This window comes from Bradyrhizobium sp. WSM4874, from assembly GCF_055811835.1.
The window spans coordinates 24,983-47,269 of sequence record NZ_JBVVPR010000053.1 but is presented as its reverse complement, the minus strand read 5'-3'; the positions used below and the strand labels follow the sequence as shown (position 1 = coordinate 47,269).

At 58.2% G+C, this 22,287-nt stretch carries 18 protein-coding genes and 1 pseudogene; 8 read left to right on the top strand and 11 right to left on the bottom strand.

Annotated features, from left to right (window positions below; translation table 11 throughout):
• Nucleotides 1–307: 307 nt before the first annotated feature.
• The 3 genes and pseudogenes from AC0L3P_RS34400 to AC0L3P_RS34390 form a co-directional block, all read right to left on the bottom strand.
• Nucleotides 308–1,004 (bottom strand): annotated as a pseudogene (locus tag AC0L3P_RS34400) (IS110 family RNA-guided transposase); the annotation flags it as partial.
• A 223-nt stretch (nt 1,005–1,227) separates the two neighbouring features.
• The gene (locus AC0L3P_RS34395; protein WP_473308696.1) at nt 1,228–1,434 is read right to left on the bottom strand and encodes a cold-shock protein; all 207 of its coding nucleotides are present in this window, start codon (nt 1,432–1,434) and stop codon (nt 1,228–1,230) included.
• A 611-nt stretch (nt 1,435–2,045) separates the two neighbouring features.
• Nucleotides 2,046–2,267: a hypothetical protein gene (locus AC0L3P_RS34390; RefSeq protein ID WP_473308695.1), complete on the bottom strand. Its 222-nt coding sequence runs from the start codon at nt 2,265–2,267 to the stop codon at nt 2,046–2,048.
• Nucleotides 2,268–2,936: 669 nt separating this feature from the next.
• Here AC0L3P_RS34390 and AC0L3P_RS34385 point away from each other — a divergent pair.
• Nucleotides 2,937–3,662: a helix-turn-helix transcriptional regulator gene (locus AC0L3P_RS34385; protein ID WP_473308694.1), complete on the top strand. Its 726-nt coding sequence runs from the start codon at nt 2,937–2,939 to the stop codon at nt 3,660–3,662.
• A gap of 186 nt (nt 3,663–3,848) precedes the next feature.
• Here the strand turns inward: AC0L3P_RS34385 and AC0L3P_RS34380 are convergent, their stop codons facing one another.
• From AC0L3P_RS34380 to AC0L3P_RS34345, 8 genes are all read right to left on the bottom strand, one after another.
• A complete protein-coding gene (locus AC0L3P_RS34380) occupies nt 3,849–4,163 on the bottom strand; it encodes a hypothetical protein (RefSeq protein WP_473308693.1) in 315 nt (104 codons plus the stop codon).
• A gap of 664 nt (nt 4,164–4,827) precedes the next feature.
• Nucleotides 4,828–5,172, bottom strand: a complete 345-nt coding sequence (locus tag AC0L3P_RS34375) for a hypothetical protein (protein WP_473308692.1) — start codon at nt 5,170–5,172, stop codon at nt 4,828–4,830.
• 651 nt (nt 5,173–5,823) lie between these two features.
• Entirely contained in the window at nt 5,824–6,126 is a 303-nt protein-coding gene (locus tag AC0L3P_RS34370) for a hypothetical protein (protein WP_473308691.1), read from the bottom strand.
• 304 nt (nt 6,127–6,430) lie between these two features.
• The gene (locus AC0L3P_RS34365; protein WP_473308690.1) at nt 6,431–7,459 is read right to left on the bottom strand and encodes an LLM class flavin-dependent oxidoreductase; all 1,029 of its coding nucleotides are present in this window, start codon (nt 7,457–7,459) and stop codon (nt 6,431–6,433) included.
• Nucleotides 7,460–7,677: 218 nt separating this feature from the next.
• Entirely contained in the window at nt 7,678–8,754 is a 1,077-nt protein-coding gene (gene hisC, locus AC0L3P_RS34360) for a histidinol-phosphate transaminase (protein WP_473308697.1), read from the bottom strand.
• Nucleotides 8,755–9,422: 668 nt separating this feature from the next.
• Entirely contained in the window at nt 9,423–10,535 is a 1,113-nt protein-coding gene (locus tag AC0L3P_RS34355; RefSeq protein WP_473308689.1) for a branched-chain amino acid ABC transporter substrate-binding protein, read from the bottom strand.
• A gap of 641 nt (nt 10,536–11,176) precedes the next feature.
• Complete coding sequence (locus AC0L3P_RS34350; RefSeq protein WP_473308688.1) at nt 11,177–11,896, bottom strand: MerR family transcriptional regulator; 720 nt, start codon at nt 11,894–11,896, stop codon at nt 11,177–11,179.
• A gap of 2,638 nt (nt 11,897–14,534) precedes the next feature.
• A complete protein-coding gene (locus tag AC0L3P_RS34345) occupies nt 14,535–15,479 on the bottom strand; it encodes a LysR family transcriptional regulator (protein ID WP_007605762.1) in 945 nt (314 codons plus the stop codon).
• 465 nt (nt 15,480–15,944) lie between these two features.
• Between AC0L3P_RS34345 and AC0L3P_RS34340 the strand changes: the two genes are divergently transcribed.
• From AC0L3P_RS34340 to nodI, 7 genes are read left to right on the top strand one after another with little or no spacing between them, the layout of a single operon-like run.
• Nucleotides 15,945–16,331, top strand: coding sequence for a response regulator transcription factor (locus tag AC0L3P_RS34340; RefSeq protein WP_473308687.1), 387 nt, complete (start codon nt 15,945–15,947; stop codon nt 16,329–16,331).
• Nucleotides 16,328–16,960: a NodA family N-acyltransferase gene (locus AC0L3P_RS34335; protein ID WP_473308686.1), complete on the top strand. Its 633-nt coding sequence runs from the start codon at nt 16,328–16,330 to the stop codon at nt 16,958–16,960. The genes AC0L3P_RS34340 and AC0L3P_RS34335 overlap by 4 nt, the downstream gene beginning before the upstream one ends.
• Nucleotides 16,957–17,616, top strand: a complete 660-nt coding sequence (gene nodB / locus AC0L3P_RS34330) for a chitooligosaccharide deacetylase NodB (protein WP_473308685.1) — start codon at nt 16,957–16,959, stop codon at nt 17,614–17,616. Before AC0L3P_RS34335 ends, nodB begins: the two co-directional genes overlap by 4 nt.
• Before the next feature lie 14 nt (nt 17,617–17,630).
• Complete coding sequence (gene nodC, locus AC0L3P_RS34325) at nt 17,631–18,989, top strand: chitooligosaccharide synthase NodC (RefSeq protein ID WP_473308684.1); 1,359 nt, start codon at nt 17,631–17,633, stop codon at nt 18,987–18,989.
• A gap of 23 nt (nt 18,990–19,012) precedes the next feature.
• Nucleotides 19,013–19,642 (top strand): nodulation methyltransferase NodS, encoded by a 630-nt coding sequence (gene nodS / locus AC0L3P_RS34320; RefSeq protein ID WP_473308683.1) that lies wholly within the window; start codon nt 19,013–19,015, stop codon nt 19,640–19,642.
• Nucleotides 19,643–19,653: 11 nt separating this feature from the next.
• Nucleotides 19,654–21,366 carry a nodulation protein NodU gene (nodU, locus tag AC0L3P_RS34315; protein ID WP_473308682.1) on the top strand — a complete coding sequence of 571 codons (1,713 nt, stop codon included), beginning with the start codon at nt 19,654–19,656 and terminating at the stop codon, nt 21,364–21,366.
• A gap of 4 nt (nt 21,367–21,370) precedes the next feature.
• Complete coding sequence (nodI, locus tag AC0L3P_RS34310; RefSeq protein ID WP_473308681.1) at nt 21,371–22,285, top strand: nodulation factor ABC transporter ATP-binding protein NodI; 915 nt, start codon at nt 21,371–21,373, stop codon at nt 22,283–22,285.
• The last annotated feature ends 2 nt before the right edge of the window (nt 22,286–22,287 follow it).

The window sequence follows — 22,287 nt, the reverse complement described above, 5'->3', positions numbered from 1 at the left end:
CAACGACAAAATCGTAAAGCCCCGCGTTCAGCATAACCCGGCAGGAATCCACTTAAATCCAGCGGGGCGCTGTCCAAACAACCGGGGCCAGCTCTGTGTATTTCCGGTTTCCCTTAAGCTTGCGCATGGTCGAGGAAATGCTGGCGGCGATAAAGAGGGTCCCGGGCGGTCGGCATGCCCGTCGTCTACCCCCTCGGCCGCTCCAATTCGTTAACTTTGCTACCGGGAATGACGTCATTCGGGGTTCATCCAGATTTGCACCTTGCCTCCTCGGCAGCGTTCTTCTTCCGCCGGAGAGCTCTTGAGATTAGGATTTCAGCATTGCGGCCGGCGCCTGATAGATGCCGCCTGCTGACCAGCAAGACCCAGATCGTGCGCGCAATCTTATTGGCGAGCGCGACCGATACGACCTTGACCGGCCGTCTTTGCAGCATGGTCCGAATCCAGAGTGGGACTTTCAAGCCTCGTTTAGCAAGCTTGATGATAGAGGTCGCACCAACGATCAAGAGCGTCCGTAGTTGCCGATTTCCACGCTTTGATATCGCGCCGAGCCTTTCTTTTCCGCCGCCCGACTGTGCCCTCGGTGTGAGCCCGGTCCAAGCGGCAAAATCTCGTGCAGTCGCAAAATCGCGAGCATTCGCGACGGATGTCCGAACGGTAGCGGCGATGAGAGGACCGACACCCGGTATGCTCATCAGACGCCTCGCATCGGGGTCCTTTCTGACGGCAACCAAAATCTCTCTGTCGAGCTTCTCTATGATCTGTTCAGCGAATAGGATCAGGGCAAAGCGGGCGGCGTCGGAGACCCTATTGTCTTTTTCGTCCCGGAGAAGCACCAGGAGTTTTGCGATGCCGGCCATGCCTGTCCCGGCGATAATGCCCAATTCGGCCATATGAGCACGCAGAGCATTTGCCGTCTGGCTGCGCTGCCTCATCAGCATCTCTCGCGTTCGCAAAATCATGCTGGCTGCTTGTTGTTCGGCAGTCTTCACCGGTATCCACTGGTTGGGCACTCGCCGGAGCTGTCCTCGTGCTGGCCGGATTGGTCGGATGGGTTTCAAAGGATCGCCAATCGCCCGATGCTGAAAAAACCACTGTCGGACCCGACGAAACGTCGAAAAGCGGCGAGAAATGAAACGACCCCAGTGCGTAACGCGCTGGGGTCGTTCCGAGGTAAGCGCCAGACTTGGGCTGGGGGGCTGAGGGTCAGGCGCCTACAACAACAAATCAGACACGCAGATTTTCCGCGCTGCTCTTACCCCGCTTCGGGTCGACTTTAACCTCGTAAGAGACTGTCTGCCCTTCGCGCGGGTCCGAGAGGCCAGCGCGCTCGACGGCGCTGATGTGCACAAAACCATCTTGGCCGCCCTCATCCGGCTGAATAAAGCCGAAACCCTTGATCGCGTTGAACCATTTTACAATAGCCTTCGCCACGTCCGTCTCCTATCAAAGTTCGGCTGTCGGGAGCCTGGCGATCCTGCTTCCATGCCAGAGAGTGGTCACAGCCGACTAGTTTGACGCAGGTGAGTTTTGATCTTTGCGCGATCCGCGTAGGCTGCGCTCATCGCATCGTTCTGATCCTCCATCCTGTTGCGTCACTTGGTTGACGAAGCTCACGTGCAGGGTAATCGGCCCCCTCGAACCATCAAGCAAGACGCGAAGCCTACTCCGCGTAGCGCTCGAACCCGAGAACGACTCTCTGCTTACCGCTGAGACGCGATCCCGCCGCATCGCAAACGACCACACGTTCTCCCGCGGTCCATTTGTGCCGCGTTCCTTCGCCGATGCATGCCACTTCGAGCGTCTCCAGGCTCAGAACACCAGCCCCAACGCCAGCCAGGCCGTAAAGAGACACGCAGAGGCCAATTCCCACGTAAGGCAATACTGTGCACATCGGCTCCCTCCCTGGTTCCGACACGCCATGGAATGCTGCAAGACTCCTCGTGGCACAACCTGTTTGGATAACACACGCGTAACAAACTTCGCCGAGGGCCACGCGCAGGCCCGGCATTTCACCCAAAACCCGACAGATGCTTGGGTTTGCGCTATCGACCATTCTGCGGCCGGTTTTCCTCGCGGTGAAGCCACGACATTGCATCGGCCCAGAAATCAGCCTCTTGTAGCGCAAGTCCCGTCAGTGTGACGGTGCCCCGGTACGCCACCTGCCCGGTCATGGCATCGACCACAGTCCACCCGAGCGCGTCACGGCGGATCATATACCGCATCGGTGCATCTAGAAGGCTCATCGGCCACCATTTTGCCGACATGCAGCGGCCTCGCAACTACCAAAAGGGGTCGCTGGGCGCGCGTACCGCACCAAGTTAGCCTCGTCCGATGACCGTTCGGGGAAACACACAAGATGGACTGGAAGAAGGAACTAGAGGCCGCTGCTTCAACAATCCGCGGCAATGTCGAACGCGCAGGAACATTAGCGCCTATTCCAAAGCCGACAGCGCCCATCGCGCCGATTGCAAACGCTCCCCAACGGGCTTCCACGCCCGAGCCAAAGTTAAACGATCTTAGGTCGTCAGTTTGCTGGTGCAGAATATGATGCCTTGCCAATATTGCCAGTAAGGCTGTCGCACTTGCGACGAATGTCGCAATTGCGACAGCGATCGTTGGGCTGGCTAGAGCCGGAGTCTCAAATTGCTTGTCATTGTGCGAGATTTCGCGAGCGCACTAGCTGGTACGACACTTGCTGGGCCAAGTTCAGGTCCGTCCGCCCGGAAAGAAGCACATGCACAGTCGCTCCATCAAGACGAGTATCCGACCGGGAGAAAGAGTGCTCTGCAGCGCGAACGAGAAGTATGCTTGTCGCATTCGGTCGAGAACTTCGCAAGCAAGAGGAGCCCGAAATGGCGCCGAAATCCCCTCAGACAGGCTTCAGTGAAACCACGCAGTACTGGCCTGCCTAAGTCGGCGGCGTGAGGCGCCAAATGGACTTATTTAGCTTCGTCGACTGTGCAAGACAAACGCGATCTCTCACGGCGCTGTTCGATCTGCTTGTGAGCTGTTCGAGCGAACTGGGGTTCGGTCAAGTGGCTTACGGGTCACTGACCGACACGGGGCCGACTCGCCTGCCAGAGTATCTCCGGGCGCCAGTGACGGTGAACTTTCCTTCCGATTGGTGCGAGCGCTATTCTGAACGCGGGTACAATGAGATTGACCCCGTGGTTCGGCGGACGACGATGCTATCGGCGCCGTTTCTATGGGATCGACTCGCCGACCAACATCAATTGCAACCGGGCGAAACGCGTTTGTTGAATGAGGCCAGAGAGGCCGGCCTGAAGCATGGCGTGACCGTACCACTGTTTGGACCATTCGGACGGCTATCCGTCGTATCGTTTGCGTCCAGTTTCGACGATGCCGACCCTGAGCATCGTCTCAGTCATCTCAACGCATTGGCTTGGCAGTTTCATCATGCGTTTGCAGAGATCGCGCCTTCATCGGAGGGCAGATGCCAAATGGAAGTGGCTCTATCCGAACGAGAGAAGGACTGCCTCCGGTGGGTCGAACAGGGAAAATCATCTTGGGAAATCGGGGTGATTCTAAAGGTCAGCGAGAATACCGTCAACTTTCACCTCAAGAACGCAATGCGAAAGCTGGAGACGAACAGCCGTACCCAGTGCGTCGTCAAGGCGATTCGCCTTAATCTTATTTGAATTGACATATGCGACCCAAGGAAGCGAGCGACGTCATTGTTTGACAATAGCTGCGAGCGCGCCCACTCCGATATCCCCTTAGATGCAGCCGCTGTTGCCATGAATAGGAGGGCGGACTATTAGCCGCATCGTTGATTGCGTGCCGTCAGAGTGATCTTCAGCGCAAGCGTAACCCGGCTGCTGATCTCAGCGGATGAAGCGCACCGCAAGCCAGATGACCCCCAGCCAAACCGCAACCGAGAAGAGCAAAGCACTTTGCAACGTCCTTGCGCGTATCCTGTGGCGCCATCTAAGGAGCTGCGATGAGCAACCGGTGAAGCGACGACCGCGTAAAACAGCTATTACTTCATCGTAATCTGTGAACCGGAAGTGAGAGCGATGCTTGCGAATATACGCCAGGCGCTCGGTGGGTGAGAGGCACTGTGCCCATACCTCCCATGCCTCATCATCAAAACACGCGCTGTTTTCAAGGACTTCGGCGAGGCGCTCGTCAGGCTTCATGATGCATCCGCTGTACTGACCATCGCGGATCGAGTTCTAGGAAGGAAACCGCACCTTCGAAACCTCTTAGTTTAGGTAGGCTAGCTCAACAATCGAACTCGGCCAGGAACTATTGGTCACGGTCAGCGCGACGTTGATCCTGACGCGAGATCAAAGCGACGTCCGGCAAGGTTTTGGATCTCTCTTCTCGTAGCCTGAGACAGCTCTGCAGGTCAGTCGTGGAGCAGTCCACGCCGTCATGGTTGCAGGAAAGAAACTCGTGATGGGCATCGATGTGGTGTGGTCAGTGGTGCAATCTCCCGACGGCATCGTCCCACCCGCTGCGCAATCGGCGCAACTGTCGTAGCGCGCCGGCTGTTTGAGGGTCGGCAGGCTGCCAGCCGGCCGCATTGAAGTGCAAGGGGGGCCGCACGCATCCTCTGAGATCGAGGGCCGGAATTGCGATTGTCGCCCTGATAGTGCCGGAGAAGGTGCCGCAGCCATGCTTCCCGCGGCCTTGCCTACTGACGAGACCATCTGTGATGAGAAAGACGCTGCTCTACGTGCACGAGTGAGTTAACCAACGTCTTAAGCAGAATTCCGCCAGGTGCTAGGCGAAACCTCGAGTTGGTTAGACGAGCAATGCCAAATGTCGCGGCAAGCGATCGATGGAGCGGAGCATGCATCAATGCATCTCGGGATGAGCGCTGGACATACCGACTTCGCTACGAGGATGCTGAGTGCGGCGCGGTTCTCTGGACATGAACATTTTCATTGCAGAATCGAGCGACCTATATGCTCGGTCGCGGGCCGCCTGCGGCAAATCGGGAGTTGCATCAATTGCAGCGCGCGCGTCGCTCATGATCTGATCCTTAGCGGCAAGAAGCTTTGCGTCTAACATGACATGAAGCGTCTCTCGAACATCAGGTGGGATCGAGCTGTCGCCGTCGATCAATTCTCTAAGTTTCCAAAACATACGCTCGACCGCTACCATCGACCCGAGGACTGACATCAGTCTTGGCGACATCATCGGCTATCTCCTTCTCCAGCCAGATTCTGGCGAGCATCCCAGCGAAATCAGATTGGTCCCCGTTTGACACCGGCACGCTAGCCGACGCCTGAAGAGGCGAATGATCTCGATACATTTTCCACTGCTACGCCCCAGCGGGTGTGAGACGGACGTTCGAGTTATGCTCAGGGAAACTCGCAAGGTGTGCGATTTGCGAGCAAAGCATCCTTCTTCCGATGCTCCAGGCCGTAAGCGTGCGGTGGCTCATGATCAAAACCGAGATGGAGCGTGTGTGCGGCGTTCCATTCGCCACAAGACTTGCAGCAGCCGGAGTGGAACTTTTGGTGGCACGCGTCCGTGCTCTTTCGTTTGTTCACTCAGATCGCTCTGTTGATGAGACCGAATTGACTGAGTGATCCCGGTCACGCAAACATGGTGATCCGATGTCCCAGTGCTCGGGGCGCCCACGCGGTGTGATTGCGTAGGGCATCGAGATCGAGCCTCGCGGCGGTGTGTTGGTCGTGCGCCAGGTTGACTTCGATAAATCTCTTGATTTTCCATTGGCTGTCCGGTCGAGCCCAGAGGAGATACCAACTTGAACGCACAGATCATTTCCATGTACCGCTTCCGGATCTTGATCCATTCTCTCTTACTGTCCTCGTCACTGCACGGCTATGCTGAGCAAAACGTGCATTTCACCCACCAGCGGCCACCGCGTTTCTCCGCACGCAACTTGCCGCGGCGGATCCGAGAGAGCACGGCTTCGGGGCTTATGTGATTCATAGCCGCGAACCGCTGAACAGTGAGGTAGTCATCATCGAGAGGTGGCGGGGTGCTAATGCCGTGCGCAGCCAGCAGAATGCGCAGTGCAGCCAACTCCGCCAGCACGATCTCGAGCTTGCGCGCGATCTCCTCCGTCTGGTCCGAGCGCCGCCGGCACTGCGTCACGACAGGCCCGACCGGACGATAGGGCACACCTTCGATTCGTGTGAAATGCGATAGACGAACTGGCGTGCCAGAGCGGGATCAGCGTGAGCTAACTCTCCTGTCCATGCCGGCCACTGTTCGGTCGATACCCACGCACGCAAAATTAGAGTCAGTGCATTTACTGCCGTAAAGCGTCCTGTTTGGTAATGTAGTCGAACGGATCGCATGCGCGTAATGGCCATTTGAACGATAAGAGCAGCCTGATCGATGCATTCGGCTGCGGTACTCATTGGCCTCGCTGTCGCCATTGCCGGGTCAAGGGCGAAGTTATTGAACCGCTGTCGGGTCACCGTCAGTGATCTGCCGCTATGAGCTCGGAGTGAATGGCATTTGCGGTGTTGAGGCAGGCATCCAGTGGTAGAGATCCGAAGGCGAGCTGGCAAAGGAGATAGTTGACGCCTGCCTCTTCGACGTGATCGAGAAGCGTTTGGCGCACCGAAGCGCGCGTGCCGACAACGCACAGTTCACTCTCAATTGCGGCATCCAATGTCAGGGGCAGGTTGGACGGAGGCAGGATGTCATTGAGGTCGTACAGGAACTTAAAGCTCTTGAGCCATGTTGCGTAGGCTCGCGCCGCGAGTGAGCGGGCCACTGCTTCAGAGCTGGCAATAACGACCATGCGGAGCAACGCGAGAAATGGTGCTGAACTGTTGACGTCACCCTCGGCGTTTTGATGAGCGCGATAGACATCGGTTATCTTACGAACGGCAGAAGAAGCGCCCATGCACGCGAGATTGGCGCCATTTGCCGCCGCCCAGCGGGCGGAGCCTGGCCGATTTGTCGCAATCCACGTTGGGGGACAAGGACGCTGGTGAGGTGAAAGCGTCAAAGGGACTTCGCGCAGCGCAAAATGCTGCCCTTCGTATGAGAGCGGGCCCCCATTCATCGCGCCAACGAAGATTTGGGAAGCTTCCTCGTAACGGCTCGAGGCCACATCGGCTCCAACGCCAAAATAGCTCAATTCGATCGGCAGAGAGCCGCGACCAAGGCCGACCTCAACCCTGCCGCCGCTCAGGTGATCCAACATGCAGATCTCCTCGAATGCCCGCAGCGGGTGATAGAGGTTGAGCAGCATGACCAAAGGACCGACGCGAAGTCGCCGTGTGCGTTGTATGACGCTTGACAGAAACAAGTTCGGCGACGGACCCAGTCCATGCGGAGTGCAATGATGCTCCGCCAGATGATAGGCATAGAAACCGAGCCGGTCGTAGGCCTCCGCCAGCGTAAGGCGGTCCGCGTATTGCCGTGCGATATCGCGGCCGTCCTCGTCAAGATGATCAAAGATGCCGCAGGTCAGATTTGAGGGAACCACGTTTCTCACTCACTCATCTCCTATATAGAGAGGACCGGAGTCCGCCGGGTTTTGGGAGTGCAAGAGGCGCTCGCTGGCAATGCGCTGTATTACTGCGAAGCCGTTCACAACGGGTCGTAATGCGGCGACTGGAGAACAAACTGGCTCGGGGCTGCCTCGCGAAGCTGCATCATGTGTGGGTCCGGATCGATTACGACAGACATCTGTGACATGAGTGGAAGGGACCATTAGCCACGACATCCCACTTTCCTAAGAATGCTGCCGACGGCGCCAAGAAACGCATCCATCTGGCGCTTTGTACCGATGCTAACCCGAATGCACTCTTCCAGGCCGGCATCCGGAAAGAAGGCAACAAGGACTCTCTGGTCTTGCAACGCCGCCTGCCACCATCTGCCACCCTGGCCTACCGGCACACGGGCGAGGAGGAAGTTCGCGTGGGAAGGCGTTACGCAGAATCCAAATTCAGAGAGGGCGGCCGTTACGCGCTGGCGCTCAAGCCTGACGTGGCGATGGTTCTCCTCATAAGCGTCGCGATGCGCAAGGACGCTCATCCCCACGGCGTGAGCGACCACATTCATATTGAAGACATTCTGGATGTTGCGAAGTCTCCCGATCAGCTCGGGATGGCCGAAGCCGAATCCGACGCGGATGCCAGCGGCGGAATAACTCTTGGAAAATGTGCGCAGGACCACAAGATTCGAATGTTGCTCAACGAGGCGTAGGCCGTCCTCAGGTGCGAAATCGACGTAAGCTTCGTCCAGTACGATCAATCGGTCAGATCGTGTAACGAGGCGTTCGATCTCGGCGAGCGGAACAAAGGTTCCAGTTGGATTGTTCGGATTGGCCAGCAGAATGAACTTGGCATGTTTAGCCGAACCGAAAAGCAGCTCGTCCATCGGCAAGCAGTCCGGTTCAGACCAGGGAATTTCAATGAAGCGGGCCCCTTGCAGCATGGCAAGCTTGCGATTGAATGAAAAACCCGGCGACATCATTGCAACGTCGTCGCCCGGGGCAAGAAAGGCTCTGTAAATGAGGCTGAGCAGTTCAGACGATCCATTGCCAGCCATCACGCGATCAGTTGCTATGCCATAGGCAGCTGCGGCCGCTTGCCTCAAGCTGACATTGTCGTCTTCTGGATAGCGGTATTGCAGCTCGAGAGCTGCAATTGCGCTTCGCATCACGACGCTTGGCAAAGGAAAGGGGTTCTCGTTCGTGTTTAGTTTCACGCAATTGTTGCCGGTGGTGGGCCGCCCGGACGGTAGAGCATCCAATTCGCGAACCACCGGCGAAAGCGAGGAAAGCATAGTCTGCAACTTTGCATCCAAAGTGGTGTTCTCCCTTTTTGTCGACGAGAGTAGTTGAGGGCGTTCGGCGAGCCTACGTGGGTGCGTGCGCTTTGTTCGGACCCGAGAAGCGCGAGGCCCGCGTGAATGTGAGTGTTGGGAGGCAGACTTGGCTCTAAGGGCCGTACCGGATCAGACTCCGTCTCAAGGTCCGATAGCGATCAGCACGGATCAGGCGTCGCACGGCGTTTTCCGAACCAATACCTGCTCCCAGGAAAGGGATGGAAGTCCCTCGACCGAACAGCGCAGCTAACGATTGGCTCAAGCTCGCGCAATCCGCAGACGGACTGCGCGTGACTGACATCGTTTCACGACGTACGGTCGTTCTAAAGAGGTCCTGACAGCTCACTCCCGAGAGCGAGGCGGGCATCAATTTCACTGACTGGAAGAAGACACCGGTCTTCGTCGGCCTTACGAATGTGGATGTGATGCTCACTGCAGTGGCACCAGACGAATGGGAACGTACTCTTCGGGCGGCCCTGCGAGCGCGCACGATAGCTGTGATAGCATTGCTGCGAGGGTGAGAAATGCTGCGACTGCCGCGATTGCGAGGCACGTGAGCAGCGCGTAATCGATATATCGAGGATGGTTCATCATTCGAACGCTCCGTACGGTGTTGGCACGGGCGGTCAGTTCTGCTCGACCGCTTCGACGGTATTGTCGCGCCAGCGGTAAACGATGAAACCAGGAGCGGCATTGTCTCCCTTGAAGTCGAATCTAACAGTGCCAATAGCCGTGTCGATTAACTCGGAGCGGAGGGCCGCAGCGACCCGCATAGCATCGAAGGTGCCGGCCCGTTTGACGGAGTCGGCCCATGCTTGAACCGCGGCATAAGCGTAGAGCGTGTAACCTGCGGCGGCTAGGCCCGAACCCTTGAGCTTGGCGACAGCAGCTGCGCCTGCAGCATTCTTCGTCGGGTCCGGCATAAACGTAAAGAGCGTGCCGTTCGCGGCCTCGCCGGCAATGGCCCAAAAGTCGGTTGTCATCAGCGGATCGTTGGCGATCACGGTCAGACGTGCGCCCGCCTCCGCGGCTTGACGCACGATCAGGCCGATCTCGTTGTAATAGCCGCCGATATAGACGAGCTGGATTCCCTCTCTCTTCAGTCGCGAAACGAGAGCGGTATAATCCTTCTCGCCTGCAACATAGCTTTGTCGAACGGGATGCTCGCCGGCTGCACGAAGGCGCGATTCAACGATATCGGCGATACCCCTGCCTGCTGTGCTCTTGTCGTCGAGGACTGCGAGCTTTGCACCTTGGTGATGCCGCGCGATGTATTCGGCGGCAACTCTGCCTTGCTGGTCATCGCGGCCGCAAATCCGAAACAGGGTCGTTAGGCCACGCTCTGTCAGACGGGGATTGGTGGACCCAGGTGAAATCTGAATTACCTCGGCTTCGGCGTATATGTCTGAAGCCGGAATCGACGAAGATGAACAGAAGTGACCAACGACGAGCTTGATTCCGTCAGTTGTCAGGCGATTGGCGACAGCGACAGCCTGCTTGGGATCGCATGCGTCGTCGGCGATTCTCAATATGAGCCTTGTGTCAGGCAGCAGACCCGAAGCATTTATCGAATCCACAGCTGCGGCCGCTCCATCGCGTATCTGCGCGCCGAGCGCCGCAGTGCTTCCCGTCATCGGACCCGCTATGGCAATGTAAACATCTTTTGCCCTGGCGCTCGAGCTCAGGGCCACGGAAAGGAGCGCAGCAGCTGCAAGCCTGTGAATGCGAAGGATCGTCATATTATGACTCCCGGTGTCTCGCGAGACGACTTGGTCTGCTTCGCCATTCTGGTATGACGCGGCGGCCAACAGTCTGGCGCAATGATGTTTGGATCGAACTCAGGTTGCGTACGAATAGGCTCAGGTTGTTGCCAGGTTGGGCCATAAGCTTCGGGCGGGCACGGACGAGCAGACGTTCCGACACTGGTCAAGAGAAGCGGTCGTCTAGGGGCTGACAGGACCAATATCGAACATTCTGCTGATACCCGGTAGATTCGCCAGTCTCCCGTGCTCGACAGGCGTGTGCCGAGGAGGCGCTTGGAAGGCGCGTACGACCATCCATCGACTTGTTCTCGTCGAGAACTCTCACCGAGAACTTCCGAAACTAATGCCGATCATTGGAGTCTACCTCGGTTTAACCGGCGCTCTGTCTGTCGCCCCGTCGATGCTTTAGAAGGTACAATGTGACGCTACGTACGAATCAAGTACTTCGAAGCGTGCTCGTTGGGGTTGATTGCCAAGATCGACAGAGCGAAAGACCCAACCGACAACGCAGAGTCCGAGGCGACTGCTAGGGACAAACCATCCGCGGTCAGACAGGATCACCATCACCTCATCCGGTTTAGAGACATTTCAGTAATAGGGCGTCGCAACGGGTGCGCTCAACTCTTTCCCAGCTGGTCCTCCAGCGCGGCGAGGGCGAGATCGAGGTATCGCATGAGGCTCGCATCCCAGCCGGCGAGATTGTGTGGTTCGGTCAATCGCGTCAGCACCTTAAGTATCATCGAGACAGTCGAATCAACTCCTGCGATCTCAGTCAGCAGCGAACGGGCCTGACGCGCGATTGCATTTGCCCGCTCGCAGCACGGAGGCTCACCCTGGTCCATGCAGCTTCGCAGCTCGTCCCGAATCTTTCGCCACCGATCTTCGCGGCTAGCGTTAGAGGCGCACGTGCAGATGGCAGAGGGGGTACGCTCCTCAATCCGCGACATGGCATCTAGCGTCGCCGGCAGCTCGTCGACACCGACTTCTCTCTTACCTTGCGTCGTCATAGTGCGCAATCGATCCCGTAATAATGTCGCGCGCGCGACTTGAAGCTCAATCCGCTCCAGATGGTTTCGCAACAGGTCCGTGAGAGATGTCCGCCCCTCGATCGCCTTGCGGATCTCAGGAAGCGAGAAGCCGAGCTCACGTAGAGCGCGAATCTGGGAGACGCGTTGTAGGCTTTCCCGATCGTACATGCGGTGACCGCCACAGGTACGTTCCGACACCGTCAATAACCCGGTATGTTCGTAATGATGCAGAGTGCGTACGGTTACACCGGTCGCCTCTGCAAGTTCTCCAATGCGCCATCGGCGCCGTCGTGGTATCGCGTTTGTCATGATCCTCAATTTGCAAGCCTACAACCTGACGTCACGTGAGAATCAAGTTATTTCAATGATCTAGATGATGCGTCTCTTGCTGCAGGCCCCAGAAGGTTAGAGTGCATGCCGGTGCTCAAGCGGCCGAGACAAGTGCAAGCATCAAGTACGCTAGCGACGCCAATTCGTCCCTCGCTGCGCGTTGCATCACCAGTCTGGCGATCGCCACGCGATTCTCGCTGGTTCGCATGCATGACGGTAAAGACGCGATCGCTTGATCGAACAGCCTTCCCAAGCTCGCGAGATCATCCGGATCGTAGACTCCGCTCGGCTTATCCAACAGAAAGCTCCCTTGATGATTGCACTCGCGCCGCACGTGACGAAGCCGTTTGGCTGTGGTGGGGCAAAAAGGAGACGGAGCGGCGACGTGTGCGAAAGAATGTGACGGGTGCGTCCACGTGGTGCCGTTGTGCAACACGGCGTTTGCTTCCCTTTTGCCCAAGAGCGCACTAACCGAACTGTACATGTCTCCTCGATCCTGCAGCAGCGGTGGCTATTTGCGGCCTGATCATCAGGAGAAGCGAAAGCATGTGCGTGGCAACCCGCTGAGACACGGCCTCCCGAAACGGGAAGCCCAGACACAGCACTGATCTGACCAGATGGCTCTTTTTCAGTCGCAATCCTTGCTGTGACGTCTATTACCTAGGCGCGCGGTGCGGTTGATTGGGTTGATTATCGTAGATCAGTCGCGCGATCACGTGCGCGGCGCGGCGCGGCGGCCGGCTCGGCGCCTAACAGCTTCTTCGACCGTCGGCTAGCCCTCTTGTGTTGGCAATGTGGGCTCGAAGGCGTCGCTCGCGCGATTGCTCCCAGGTTTTGAGTGCCGGAAGATGATGGCTGCTCTTCAACGACGCAGGTCCGCCGCCGTAAACGTCGGGAGAATGAGGGGAGGCGGAGCTCAAGACCGGTCCTGAAGACATCATCTCAACGCAGGCGCATCTGAAGCGCCTGGCAAAACGTTGCTCCCAATTTAAGGACCGGGTCTCGAACAATCGTGCCATATCCGTCGCATGTGGCGGCACTCAAAACGCGTCTACGGGCCGCCCCAGGTGCCGCGCGCTCACGCCCGGGGAAAGCCTTGGCATAACTAATACAGCAATAACTTGCGTGTTTAGGCTTGCGCCGGCTCGGTGTCGCGGAGCGCAGTACATCGGACGGCCCTCGGCAGATGTAATCCACCCGAAGTGCAAGGATTCCTAGCGACACAGCCTTTGCAGAATCACTTGGCAAGCCTTTGTTAGCCCCGCTATACGGCTCCGCAATAGCAAAGCAGAGATGCTAGAGATGCTGTAGCTTGGTGGAGGAGTTTAATGCGCGTCTTAAGACCGTGCTCAAGTCAAAGCGACTCCCCAGATCGGGGGGGCAGTGTCTGGCGGATTCGCCGCAAGGATCCCATCGAACATAAGGCTCGACGGCGAGCTGTCGCGGTATTGGCTTGCTCGTCCGGCCGCTCACTCACTCAATTCCAGCCTCTAACAGTATCGCTTTGGCAAGCGCGCTGGACATAGATGCTTCGGGTAAGATAGGCAAATCATCTTGCCGCAGCAAAGGAGCCCTTCGGGGTTAGCGGTGCGAGGCAGCAGCTCGAGATGGACGGCGGTGGCGCGGTGTGAGTCACGCCGCGATCTTTCGAAAAACACGATTGTTGCGACATCGGAAAGAAGGACCCCGCGCCGATGATCCGATTTGGCTCGGGTGAACATGTCGGCCGAAATGATCGAAAGCTGGAGGAGGAGCAGGCTTGGCGAATGGGAGCGGCGAGCGCTTACGCGGGCGCACCTTGGCACAGTTGCGGTCCTCTCATCATGAACACTCCTCACCGCAACACGCGCGCAGCCGGAAAAGTGCCGCCAGCTGATGTCACTTGATCCGGGTTGGTCCTGCGGTCTGCAAGCTTGCAGTTGCACTCGATCACGCGGCATCGCGCGCATCGAGAGGAAGATAAGCGCCGTTGAGAGAGGAAGTGTTCCGAATTTTCATTGTGACATTGTGCAAAGACACGCAGTCTTCCCCGCCCATCCGGGTTTGCGCGAGCTGGCGGTTGGCTTTGGGGTGCGCGATCGTGGGCGGCGTTTGCGTTCAGCTTTCATGTCGAACGACCTGAACGAGCAGGAAGCGCCTCTGCCGGTCATCAGCCATTTGTATCTAGTGGCGCGCTTCGGGACTAACTCCATCGCTGTTGAAGGCAAATGAGATCCACCAGTTCAGGCAAACAGCACGGGTTCGCTACCAGGTGAAGCCTGCAACTTCGATCGCAGGTGCTGGCCTTGAACCTGACGCGGAGTGCGATTCAGGCGAGTTTGGTGCTGAGGCCGAACATTGTTCGCCGGACACGCCACATAATTTCTGCGTACTCTGAAGCTGGCGCATGCACCTGTGATGCGGTCCCGTCCGAATCAGCGGAAAGTCCTTAGCCGCCAAGCGAGCTGTGTGATGCGCAGGATCGTCACGGCACGGCGAGTCAATCGGCTGCGACCCGACCAAACTACGCTTAAGCGCGCTTTTTTTCACTATGCCAAACGTCAATCAGAGGACCGGGGGCTTCGGGCCTGGCGTAAGTTCGGTCAGCGGGAGCAGGCCGCAACCGGCCCGAACAGTCCTACGACGGGCCGTGACATTGGCTGATCTCGGATGGAGAGACCATCGTGGATGCCTGCTGCAAGAATATGTTGCGCAACCACATGCTTGCAGGATCAGTATTATGAATGGCGGGCCATTGGACGGCCTCTGTGAATGTGAGAAGTCGCAGGGGGGGTTCGACAACCCGCAGCGGCATCGTCTGTGCGAAATGGCTGACCAATCTTGAGGGCATGCTCGCTATACGGTTGGTGCCCAATAACATAGGCGGAATCATGCCAAAACCCTGCACCGCGACCTCGGTGCGTATCTTGAAACCATGCTCGAGCAAGAGCCATTCGTGGAAGGAGGGCCTCAGGGAGCGCCCGAACTGGGCTTCCACGTGCCCGATCGAGATGTATTTCTCGAACGTGAGACGCGATGCTAGCTGCTTGTTCATGGGGCAGCCCACGCAGACGAAAGTGTCCTCGAACAGAGCCGCCTTCGGATGCGCGCTCGACATGAACATCTGCGGATACATGAGAAAATCGACTTCACCGCGCCGGAGAAGCTCATCAGGTTCCTCTGCGGGCGGCAGCAACTCGAAACTGATTGTTGGTGCTTCCCGCGCGACGCGGTCCACGACCCCTCGAAGAAACACGACGGTCATGAAGTCAGACAGGATGATCCTAAATCGCCGATTCGATTGAGACGGATCGAAGCCGTCTGGAGAAATAATGGAGTGCTGAATGTGAGCGAGAGCCTCGCGAATCGGGGCTGCGAGCGCTTCAGCCCGCGGCGTTGGGACAAGCTTACGTCCTTTCATGGTGAATAGCTCATCGCGAAAGTAAGTGCGAAGCCGCGCGACGGCGGCACTCATGGCAGGTTGACTGAGGTTGATGCTTCTTGCCGCCGTAGTGAGATTGCCTTGCGTCACCAGGGCGTCGAACGCGACGAGTAGATTCAGATCAAGGCCCTTGAAACGCATAATCCGGAGCGATCCACGCTGTGAATGTGTTCTATCGATATAATCGATTTTACCATTTGTACCGAATGAGGATAGCAAACGATAGTTTAGAGAGATGTCAGATCCATCAGAATGGTTACAAACCGTTGCGCGTCTCAGCCCAGCGCTAGGTATCAATCAAGACGTCTCGATCGAGCGGTCGCAGTTTCGCGCGTGTTGCGCAAGCCATATCGCCGTGAGCTAGAACGATCGGAATCCGCAAAGTTGCGTGGGCGTATACGACGAGCAAACCATCGTATGGCTTCGCCAACCCATTCTATATCCACCGTGTACCGCCGTAGACTTGAGCGAACCCTCAACCAGGCCGTAGATTGCCGTCCGGTCGCACCCCTCCGGTTGCGGGTGCCAAATGTGCCTTGGTCGCATCCGATTGGATTGCGTCCTTGCGACGGTGAAATCGTGCGGAACATGCAAGCGAAGGCGTCCTTGGCGAATCTGATGAAAGTTGCGCACACGCGCGATGTGGTCGCGATTGTGAATGCAGATCAGTCAGTGCGTGAAGATCTGACGGATATGGTGTTTTCCGCAGGTTACGTGCCTGAACCATTCGAGAGCGCAGAGGGGTCCTCGAAATCAGACCGCCGTTCGATCACGTCGTGCTTGATCGCGGACATGCACTCGAGCGCGATGAGTGGCCTCGAGCTCTTCGATCATCTGGTTGCATCCGGATGCGCGATTCCCGCCGTTCTGCTCACAGGCCATTCCAAACACGATGTGAGGCGAGGCCCTGGACTCCAGTTCATGAGCAAGCCTTTCGAAGGTAGCGAACTGCTGGCCAGGAGCCAGATAGCGAACAGGAATGACGCCCTATGAACATGATCGTGCCAGAATCCACACGAGGTGTTTCGGCGCGCCCTCCAGTCCGTTGGAGGTTGTGCTGGGAGAATGACCTTGAACTTGCTGACCACATTGAATTATCCGACTTCTTCCGGAAGACCTATGGTCCGACCGGGGAATTCAATGCAAAGCCCTTTGAAGGTCATCGAAGCTGGGCCGGCGCAAGGCCTGAAATTCGGGCAATCGGCTACGATGATCGTGGCGTTGCGATTCACATCGCGGCACTACGCCGCTTCATAAAAATTGGTCAGACCGATCTGCTCGTGGCTGAACTCGGATTGTACGGGGTTCGCCCGGATCTGGAGGGGCTTGGAATAACCCACTCGATCCGAGTGATGTATCCCGTATTGCGAGATCTTGGCGTGCCGTTCGGCTTTGGCACGGTCCGAGCTGCCCTGCAGAAACATATTACCAGGCTGCTCGGGCGACAGGGATTGGCGACTGTTCTGCCAGGGCTCCGCGTCCGGTCCGCTCGTCCGGACATCTACCTCACTGTGCCTCCGACGCGTGTGGAGGACGTGGTCGGCCTCGTTCTGCCGATTGCGAGACCCATGAGCGATTGGCCGGCGGGTGACACGATCGAACGGAACGGGCCAGAACTGTGAGGTCCACAAACGACGCGACTGAAGCGCGGAGCGACTACCCCGATGCCGGCGGAGAGCCTTGCGTCTATCTGAGCTTTGATGATGGTCCCAACCCGCTTTGCACGCCGGCTATCCTGGATGTTCTGGCGCAGCATCGGACGCCCGCCACCTTCTGCGTGATCGGTGCATACGCGGCGGCCCAGCCACAGCTGATCCAGCGCATAATTGCAGAAGGGCACGAGGTCGCAAACCACACAATGACGCACCCGGACTTGGCCAAATGCATAGCGGATGAGGTGGAATACGAGATCCTCACGACGAATAAGGTCATTGGAATGGCCTGCCCCGGGGCCTCTGTGCGGCACATGCGTGCGCCGTACGGGATCTGGAGCAAGGAGGCCTTCGCCGTGTCGGCGAAGGCCGAACTGGCAGCCCTGCACTGGTCAGTCGACCCGCAAGACTGGTCGCGTCCCGGCGTTGAGGCGATTGTTGCCGCGGTGCTGGCCTCGGTCCAGCCGGGCGCAATCGTGCTCCTGCACGACGGATGCCCTCCCGACGAGTTGGGACGCTGCCCTCATGCTGGTCGGCGCGACCAGACCGTGACGGCGCTCGCGCAACTCATTCCAGCACTGCATGACCGTGGATTTGCAATCCGGTCGCTTCCTCAACCTCACTGAATAGATCGATTCCCATGAGCCTGCTTGCCACCATCAGCACCGCTGCTGTTGCCTCCTACGCGTTGCTCTCCAGCGTCCACAAGAGCGCGCAGGCGCTTTATGCGCTGCGAAGCGACGCTCCCCTGCCGCCGTACGACGGGGTCGACGCCGATGCTCTGCCCAGCGTCGATGTCATCGTGCCCTGCTTCAACGAGGACCCGCGCACGCTGGCGGCCTGCCTGAAGTCTATCGCAAGTCAGGATTACCCAGGGCGATTGCAGGTCTACGTGGTCGACGACGGCTCGGCAAATGTCGGCGCAGTGGCCGCGGTCCATGCGAGCTACGCGTATGACCCGAGATTCACCATCATTCTGCTGCCAAGCAATGTTGGAAAACGCAAGGCGCAGATCGCAGCAATTCGCCGCTCATTCGGCGATCTCGTGCTCAACGTCGACTCTGACACGGAAATCGACAGCGACGTGGTCAGCAAGCTCGTGCGCAAGATGCAGGATCCAGCCGTCGGCGCGGCCATGGGCCAATTGAAGGCCAGCAACCGAAACGACAGCTGGCTGACCCGATTGATCGACATGGAGTACTGGTTGGCTTGCAACGAGGAGCGCGCGGCGCAGACGCGGTTTGGTGCCGTCATGTGCTGCTGTGGGCCGTGCGCCATGTACCGGCGCTCCGCGCTGCTGTTGCTGCTCGAGCAATACGAGACGCAGTTCTTCCGGGGAAAACCCAGCGACTTCGGTGAGGACCGTCATCTGACCATCCTCATGCTCAAGGCAGGGTTCCGAACGGAGTACGTTCCGGACGCCATCGCCGCCACGGTGGTACCGGACACGCTCTTGCCGTATCTGCGCCAACAGCTCCGCTGGGCGCGCAGCACCTACCGCGACACCCTGCTCGGTTTGCACCTGCTGCCCGGCCTCGACCGGTACCTCACGCTGGACGTGATTGGACAGAACCTCGGCCCGCTGCTGCTCGCCATCTCATCGATTGCCGCGCTCGCTCAGCTCGCGCTCACGGGCACCGTGCCCTGGTGGACCGGTCTGACCATCGTCGCGATGACCCTGATTCGATGCAGCGTGGCCGCCCTGCGCGCCGGCGAGCTTCGATTTATCGGCTTCTCGCTGCACACCCCGATCAACATCTTCCTCCTGCTCCCGATGAAAGCCTATGCGCTCTGTACCTTGAGCAACAGCGATTGGCTCTCGCGAAAAATAGCGAAATCACCAGACGTTGATGAATCGAAGGGCTCGACCGAAGACGCGACAACTGGACCAAGCCTTAACCCCGGATCGGAAATGCCTGGCGCAATTCGCAGGGCAGGTCTTTCGCGCGCTCCATCGCAGCTGATCGCGCCGGATGGCATTGCGGCCGAGACTGAGTAAGCAGCTTTGTAGGAGATTAGGTCGTGAACGTGCACCAGACATATCAATCGTTGGAACGGGAGCTGTCTCATGAGGATCCGTGGCGGCTCGACGACAATCCGTTCGAACGTGAGCGTCACACCCAATTGCTGCGGCTGTCGCTGTCGAACAGCGCCGTCTCAAATGGCCTCGAAATCGGGTGCGCGGCCGGTGCGTTTACAGAGAAGCTTGCTCCTCACTGCAAACGGCTCACGGTCATCGATGTTATGCCGCGAGCGATCGGTCGCGCGGTCCAGCGGACCAAGAGGTGGTCGCATATCAGCTGGGCGGCGACTGACGTTCTGCAGTTCTCGGCCGCAGAGCTGTTCGATCTGATCGTGGTCGCCGAAGTTCTCTATTATCTCGAAGACATGACACAAATGCGTATTGCAGTCGACAACATGGTCAAGATGCTTGCTCCGGGTGGGCATCTGGTCTTCGGATCTGCACGTGATGCGACCTGCAAGCGCTGGGGGCATGTCGCTGGCGCCGAGACGGTCATCACGATCTTGACTGAAGCCCTCATTGAGGTCGAACGCGTGCAGTGCCAGGGGCAGTCGGCTGACGAAGACTGCCTGTTGGTCCGCTTTCGGAATCCGGAGCCATCTTCGATCCCACCCAACGGCCGAGGCTGAGAGGAGCCACTATGCGTATCTGCGGTATCAAGTTGACGCATGACGGGGCCGTCGCTCTGATTGAGGACGGGCGAGTGGTGTTCTGCGTCGAGCAGGAGAAGCTGAACAATAATCCGCGTTATCAAACCATCGACAACCTGGATTCCGTTGTTAGCGCCTTGGCGGAGCACGGGCTCGATCCGAGCGATGTCGATCAGTTCGTCATTGATGGTTGGGATGGAGAGTTCGAATCCCAGTTTGAAGTTCTTAGTGGGACGACGACCGTCAAGCTCAAGGGCGCGCCGTATATCGAACGCCAAGGCGATAGCCCCCTCGCGTCCCGTGATCGCATCGGCCTTATGCTTGATGGGAAACTATATCCCTATCAAAGCTATCCGCATGTCACCGGGCACGTAGCATCCGCATACTGCACCAGCTCGTTTGCCAAATCCGCACAATCTGCTTTCTGCTTGGTGTGGGACGGCTGCATGTTTCCGCGCCTCTACTATGTCGAGCCGCACGGCATCCGGTTCATCGAGTGCCTGTTTCCGATGATAGGCCACGCCTATGCGACGGCAGGACATCACTTTGGACCTTACAGGCGGGCAGACCGGACCAGCTGGGATCTCGGCATCGCCGGCAAGCTGATGGCCTATATCGCACTGGGAGCTCCCGACGAGGAGATTATTGCGACGTTTCAGGAGCTTTATCAGGCGCACTTTGCCACGGATGCTGAGGGCGCTTGTCATGAGCTTGCACAGATCAACAGCTCACTATCACCACTTGAAGCTCTGCACGACTTCTTCGATGCGTGCGCACTGCGATTGAAGGCCAAGCAGGCCGAAGACATCCTTGCGTCATTTCACGTCTTTCTAGAGCGCCTGCTGGTTCGCACAATTGCCGATGTTGTGCAGCGACATTCGGATCTTGCGGGGGTGCGTAACCTCTGCATAGCCGGCGGCTGTGGCCTGAATATCAAGTGGAATAGTGCATTTCGTGCGACCGGCCTGTTCGATGACGTGTGGGTGCCGCCCTTTCCGAACGACAGCGGCTCAGCGATCGGTGCTGCTTGCTCTGCACTGGCGGCACAGCAAGGCTTTAGAGCTCTGGAATGGACGGTCTACAGTGGACCGACCGTTCGTCCCAGCGAAGTCCCGCCCGGATGGGACGGCGCGCCCTGCACTATTGGCGAACTTGCGGCAATCCTCGCGAGTGACAAGCCCGTGATCTTCCTTGCCGGGCGTGCCGAGCTTGGACCACGTGCGTTGGGTGGCAGAAGCATTCTCGCGGCTGCGAGCTGGGAGGGAATGAAAGACCATCTCAACGACGTCAAGCTTCGAGAGCATTTCAGGCCGGTAGCGCCGATATGCCTGGAGGATCGTGCCGCGGAGATTTTTAGCCCTGGAGTACCTGATCCGTACATGCTGTTCGATCACCAGACGCGACCGGAATGGCGGGACAAGATTCCCGCCGTCGTGCATCTCGATGGATCCGCTCGCCTACAGACGGTTTCCAGAACATCTCAGCATAAAGTGGTCGAGCTTCTCATCGCGTACGAGAAGCTCACAGCCATTCCGCTGCTTTGCAATACCAGCGCCAATTTGCATGGACGCGGCTTTTTCCCGGATGCTGCCGCCGCGTGCCAGTGGGGACGCGTCGATCACGTGTGGTGTGACGGCCTGCTTTGGACGAAAAAGCACGCAACAAAGGACGCGGTGCGAACAACGTCCGTCGCGATCGCGTAAGCAAATGTCAACCCCGGCAATCGACCTTTTCGAGGTGAGCAAGTCCTACAACGACCGGACCGTCGTGGACGCTCTTTCGTTTACGGTCTCGCCCGGAGAGTGCTTCGGTCTGCTGGGACCAAACGGCGCGGGTAAAAGTACGCTTGCGCGATTGATCCTTGGTGTTGCATCACCCGACGCAGGTAAGATCTACGTGCTTGGCGAGCCGGTGCCGGCACGTGCGCCCTTGGCGCGTCGGGGCATCGGGGTTGTTCCACAGTTCGATAACCTCGATCTTCAGCTCACCGTGCGCGAAAACTTGCTCGTTTTCGGTCGCTACTTCGGCATGAGCGCGACCGAGGTCAAAGCGGTGACGCCGTCACTGCTCGAATTCGCCCGCTTGGAGAACAAGGCGGACGCCCGCGTCGCCGAACTGTCCGGCGGCATGAAGCGGCGGTTGACGCTGGCACGTGCCCTCATTAACGACCCGCAGCTCTTGGTGCTTGACGAGCCGACGACTGGCCTCGATCCGCACGGCCGGCACCTCATCTGGGAACGCTTGCGCTGGCTATTAGCGCGCGGCAAAACGATTCTTCTCACCACCCATTTCATGGAAGAGGCGGAGCGATTGTGCGACCGCCTGTGCGTGCTTGAGCACGGCCGCAAGATCGCCGAAGGACAGCCTCATGCTCTGATCGAGCAGCAGATCGGGTGTCAGGTGATCGAGATTTACGGTGGTAACCCGCATGAGTTGCTGCCGCTGCTCAGAACCCAAGTGCAGCACGCTGAGGTGAGCGGGGAGACGCTGTTTTGCTATGCCGCGGATCCCGAGCAGGTGCGTCGCCGGCTTGCCAACCGTCCGGATCTCCGTCTTCTGCAGCGTCCTCCAAATCTGGAGGATGTCTTCTTGCGGCTAACCGGGCGAGAGATGAAGGACTGAAC

Coding starts and splice junctions, on each gene's coding strand:
- AC0L3P_RS34335 (WP_473308686.1), top strand. CDS start 16,328: ATGAACATGATCGTGCCAGAATCCACACGAGGTGTTTCGGCGCGCCCT.
- nodU (WP_473308682.1), top strand. CDS start 19,654: ATGCGTATCTGCGGTATCAAGTTGACGCATGACGGGGCCGTCGCTCTG.
- AC0L3P_RS34345 (WP_007605762.1), bottom strand. CDS start 15,479: ATGCGTTTCAAGGGCCTTGATCTGAATCTACTCGTCGCGTTCGACGCC.
- AC0L3P_RS34350 (WP_473308688.1), bottom strand. CDS start 11,896: ATGACAAACGCGATACCACGACGGCGCCGATGGCGCATTGGAGAACTT.
- AC0L3P_RS34390 (WP_473308695.1), bottom strand. CDS start 2,267: ATGTCGGCAAAATGGTGGCCGATGAGCCTTCTAGATGCACCGATGCGG.
- AC0L3P_RS34380 (WP_473308693.1), bottom strand. CDS start 4,163: ATGAAGCCTGACGAGCGCCTCGCCGAAGTCCTTGAAAACAGCGCGTGT.
- AC0L3P_RS34385 (WP_473308694.1), top strand. CDS start 2,937: ATGGACTTATTTAGCTTCGTCGACTGTGCAAGACAAACGCGATCTCTC.
- hisC (WP_473308697.1), bottom strand. CDS start 8,754: ATGCTTTCCTCGCTTTCGCCGGTGGTTCGCGAATTGGATGCTCTACCG.
- AC0L3P_RS34375 (WP_473308692.1), bottom strand. CDS start 5,172: ATGATGTCGCCAAGACTGATGTCAGTCCTCGGGTCGATGGTAGCGGTC.
- AC0L3P_RS34355 (WP_473308689.1), bottom strand. CDS start 10,535: ATGACGATCCTTCGCATTCACAGGCTTGCAGCTGCTGCGCTCCTTTCC.
- nodI (WP_473308681.1), top strand. CDS start 21,371: ATGTCAACCCCGGCAATCGACCTTTTCGAGGTGAGCAAGTCCTACAAC.
- nodC (WP_473308684.1), top strand. CDS start 17,631: ATGAGCCTGCTTGCCACCATCAGCACCGCTGCTGTTGCCTCCTACGCG.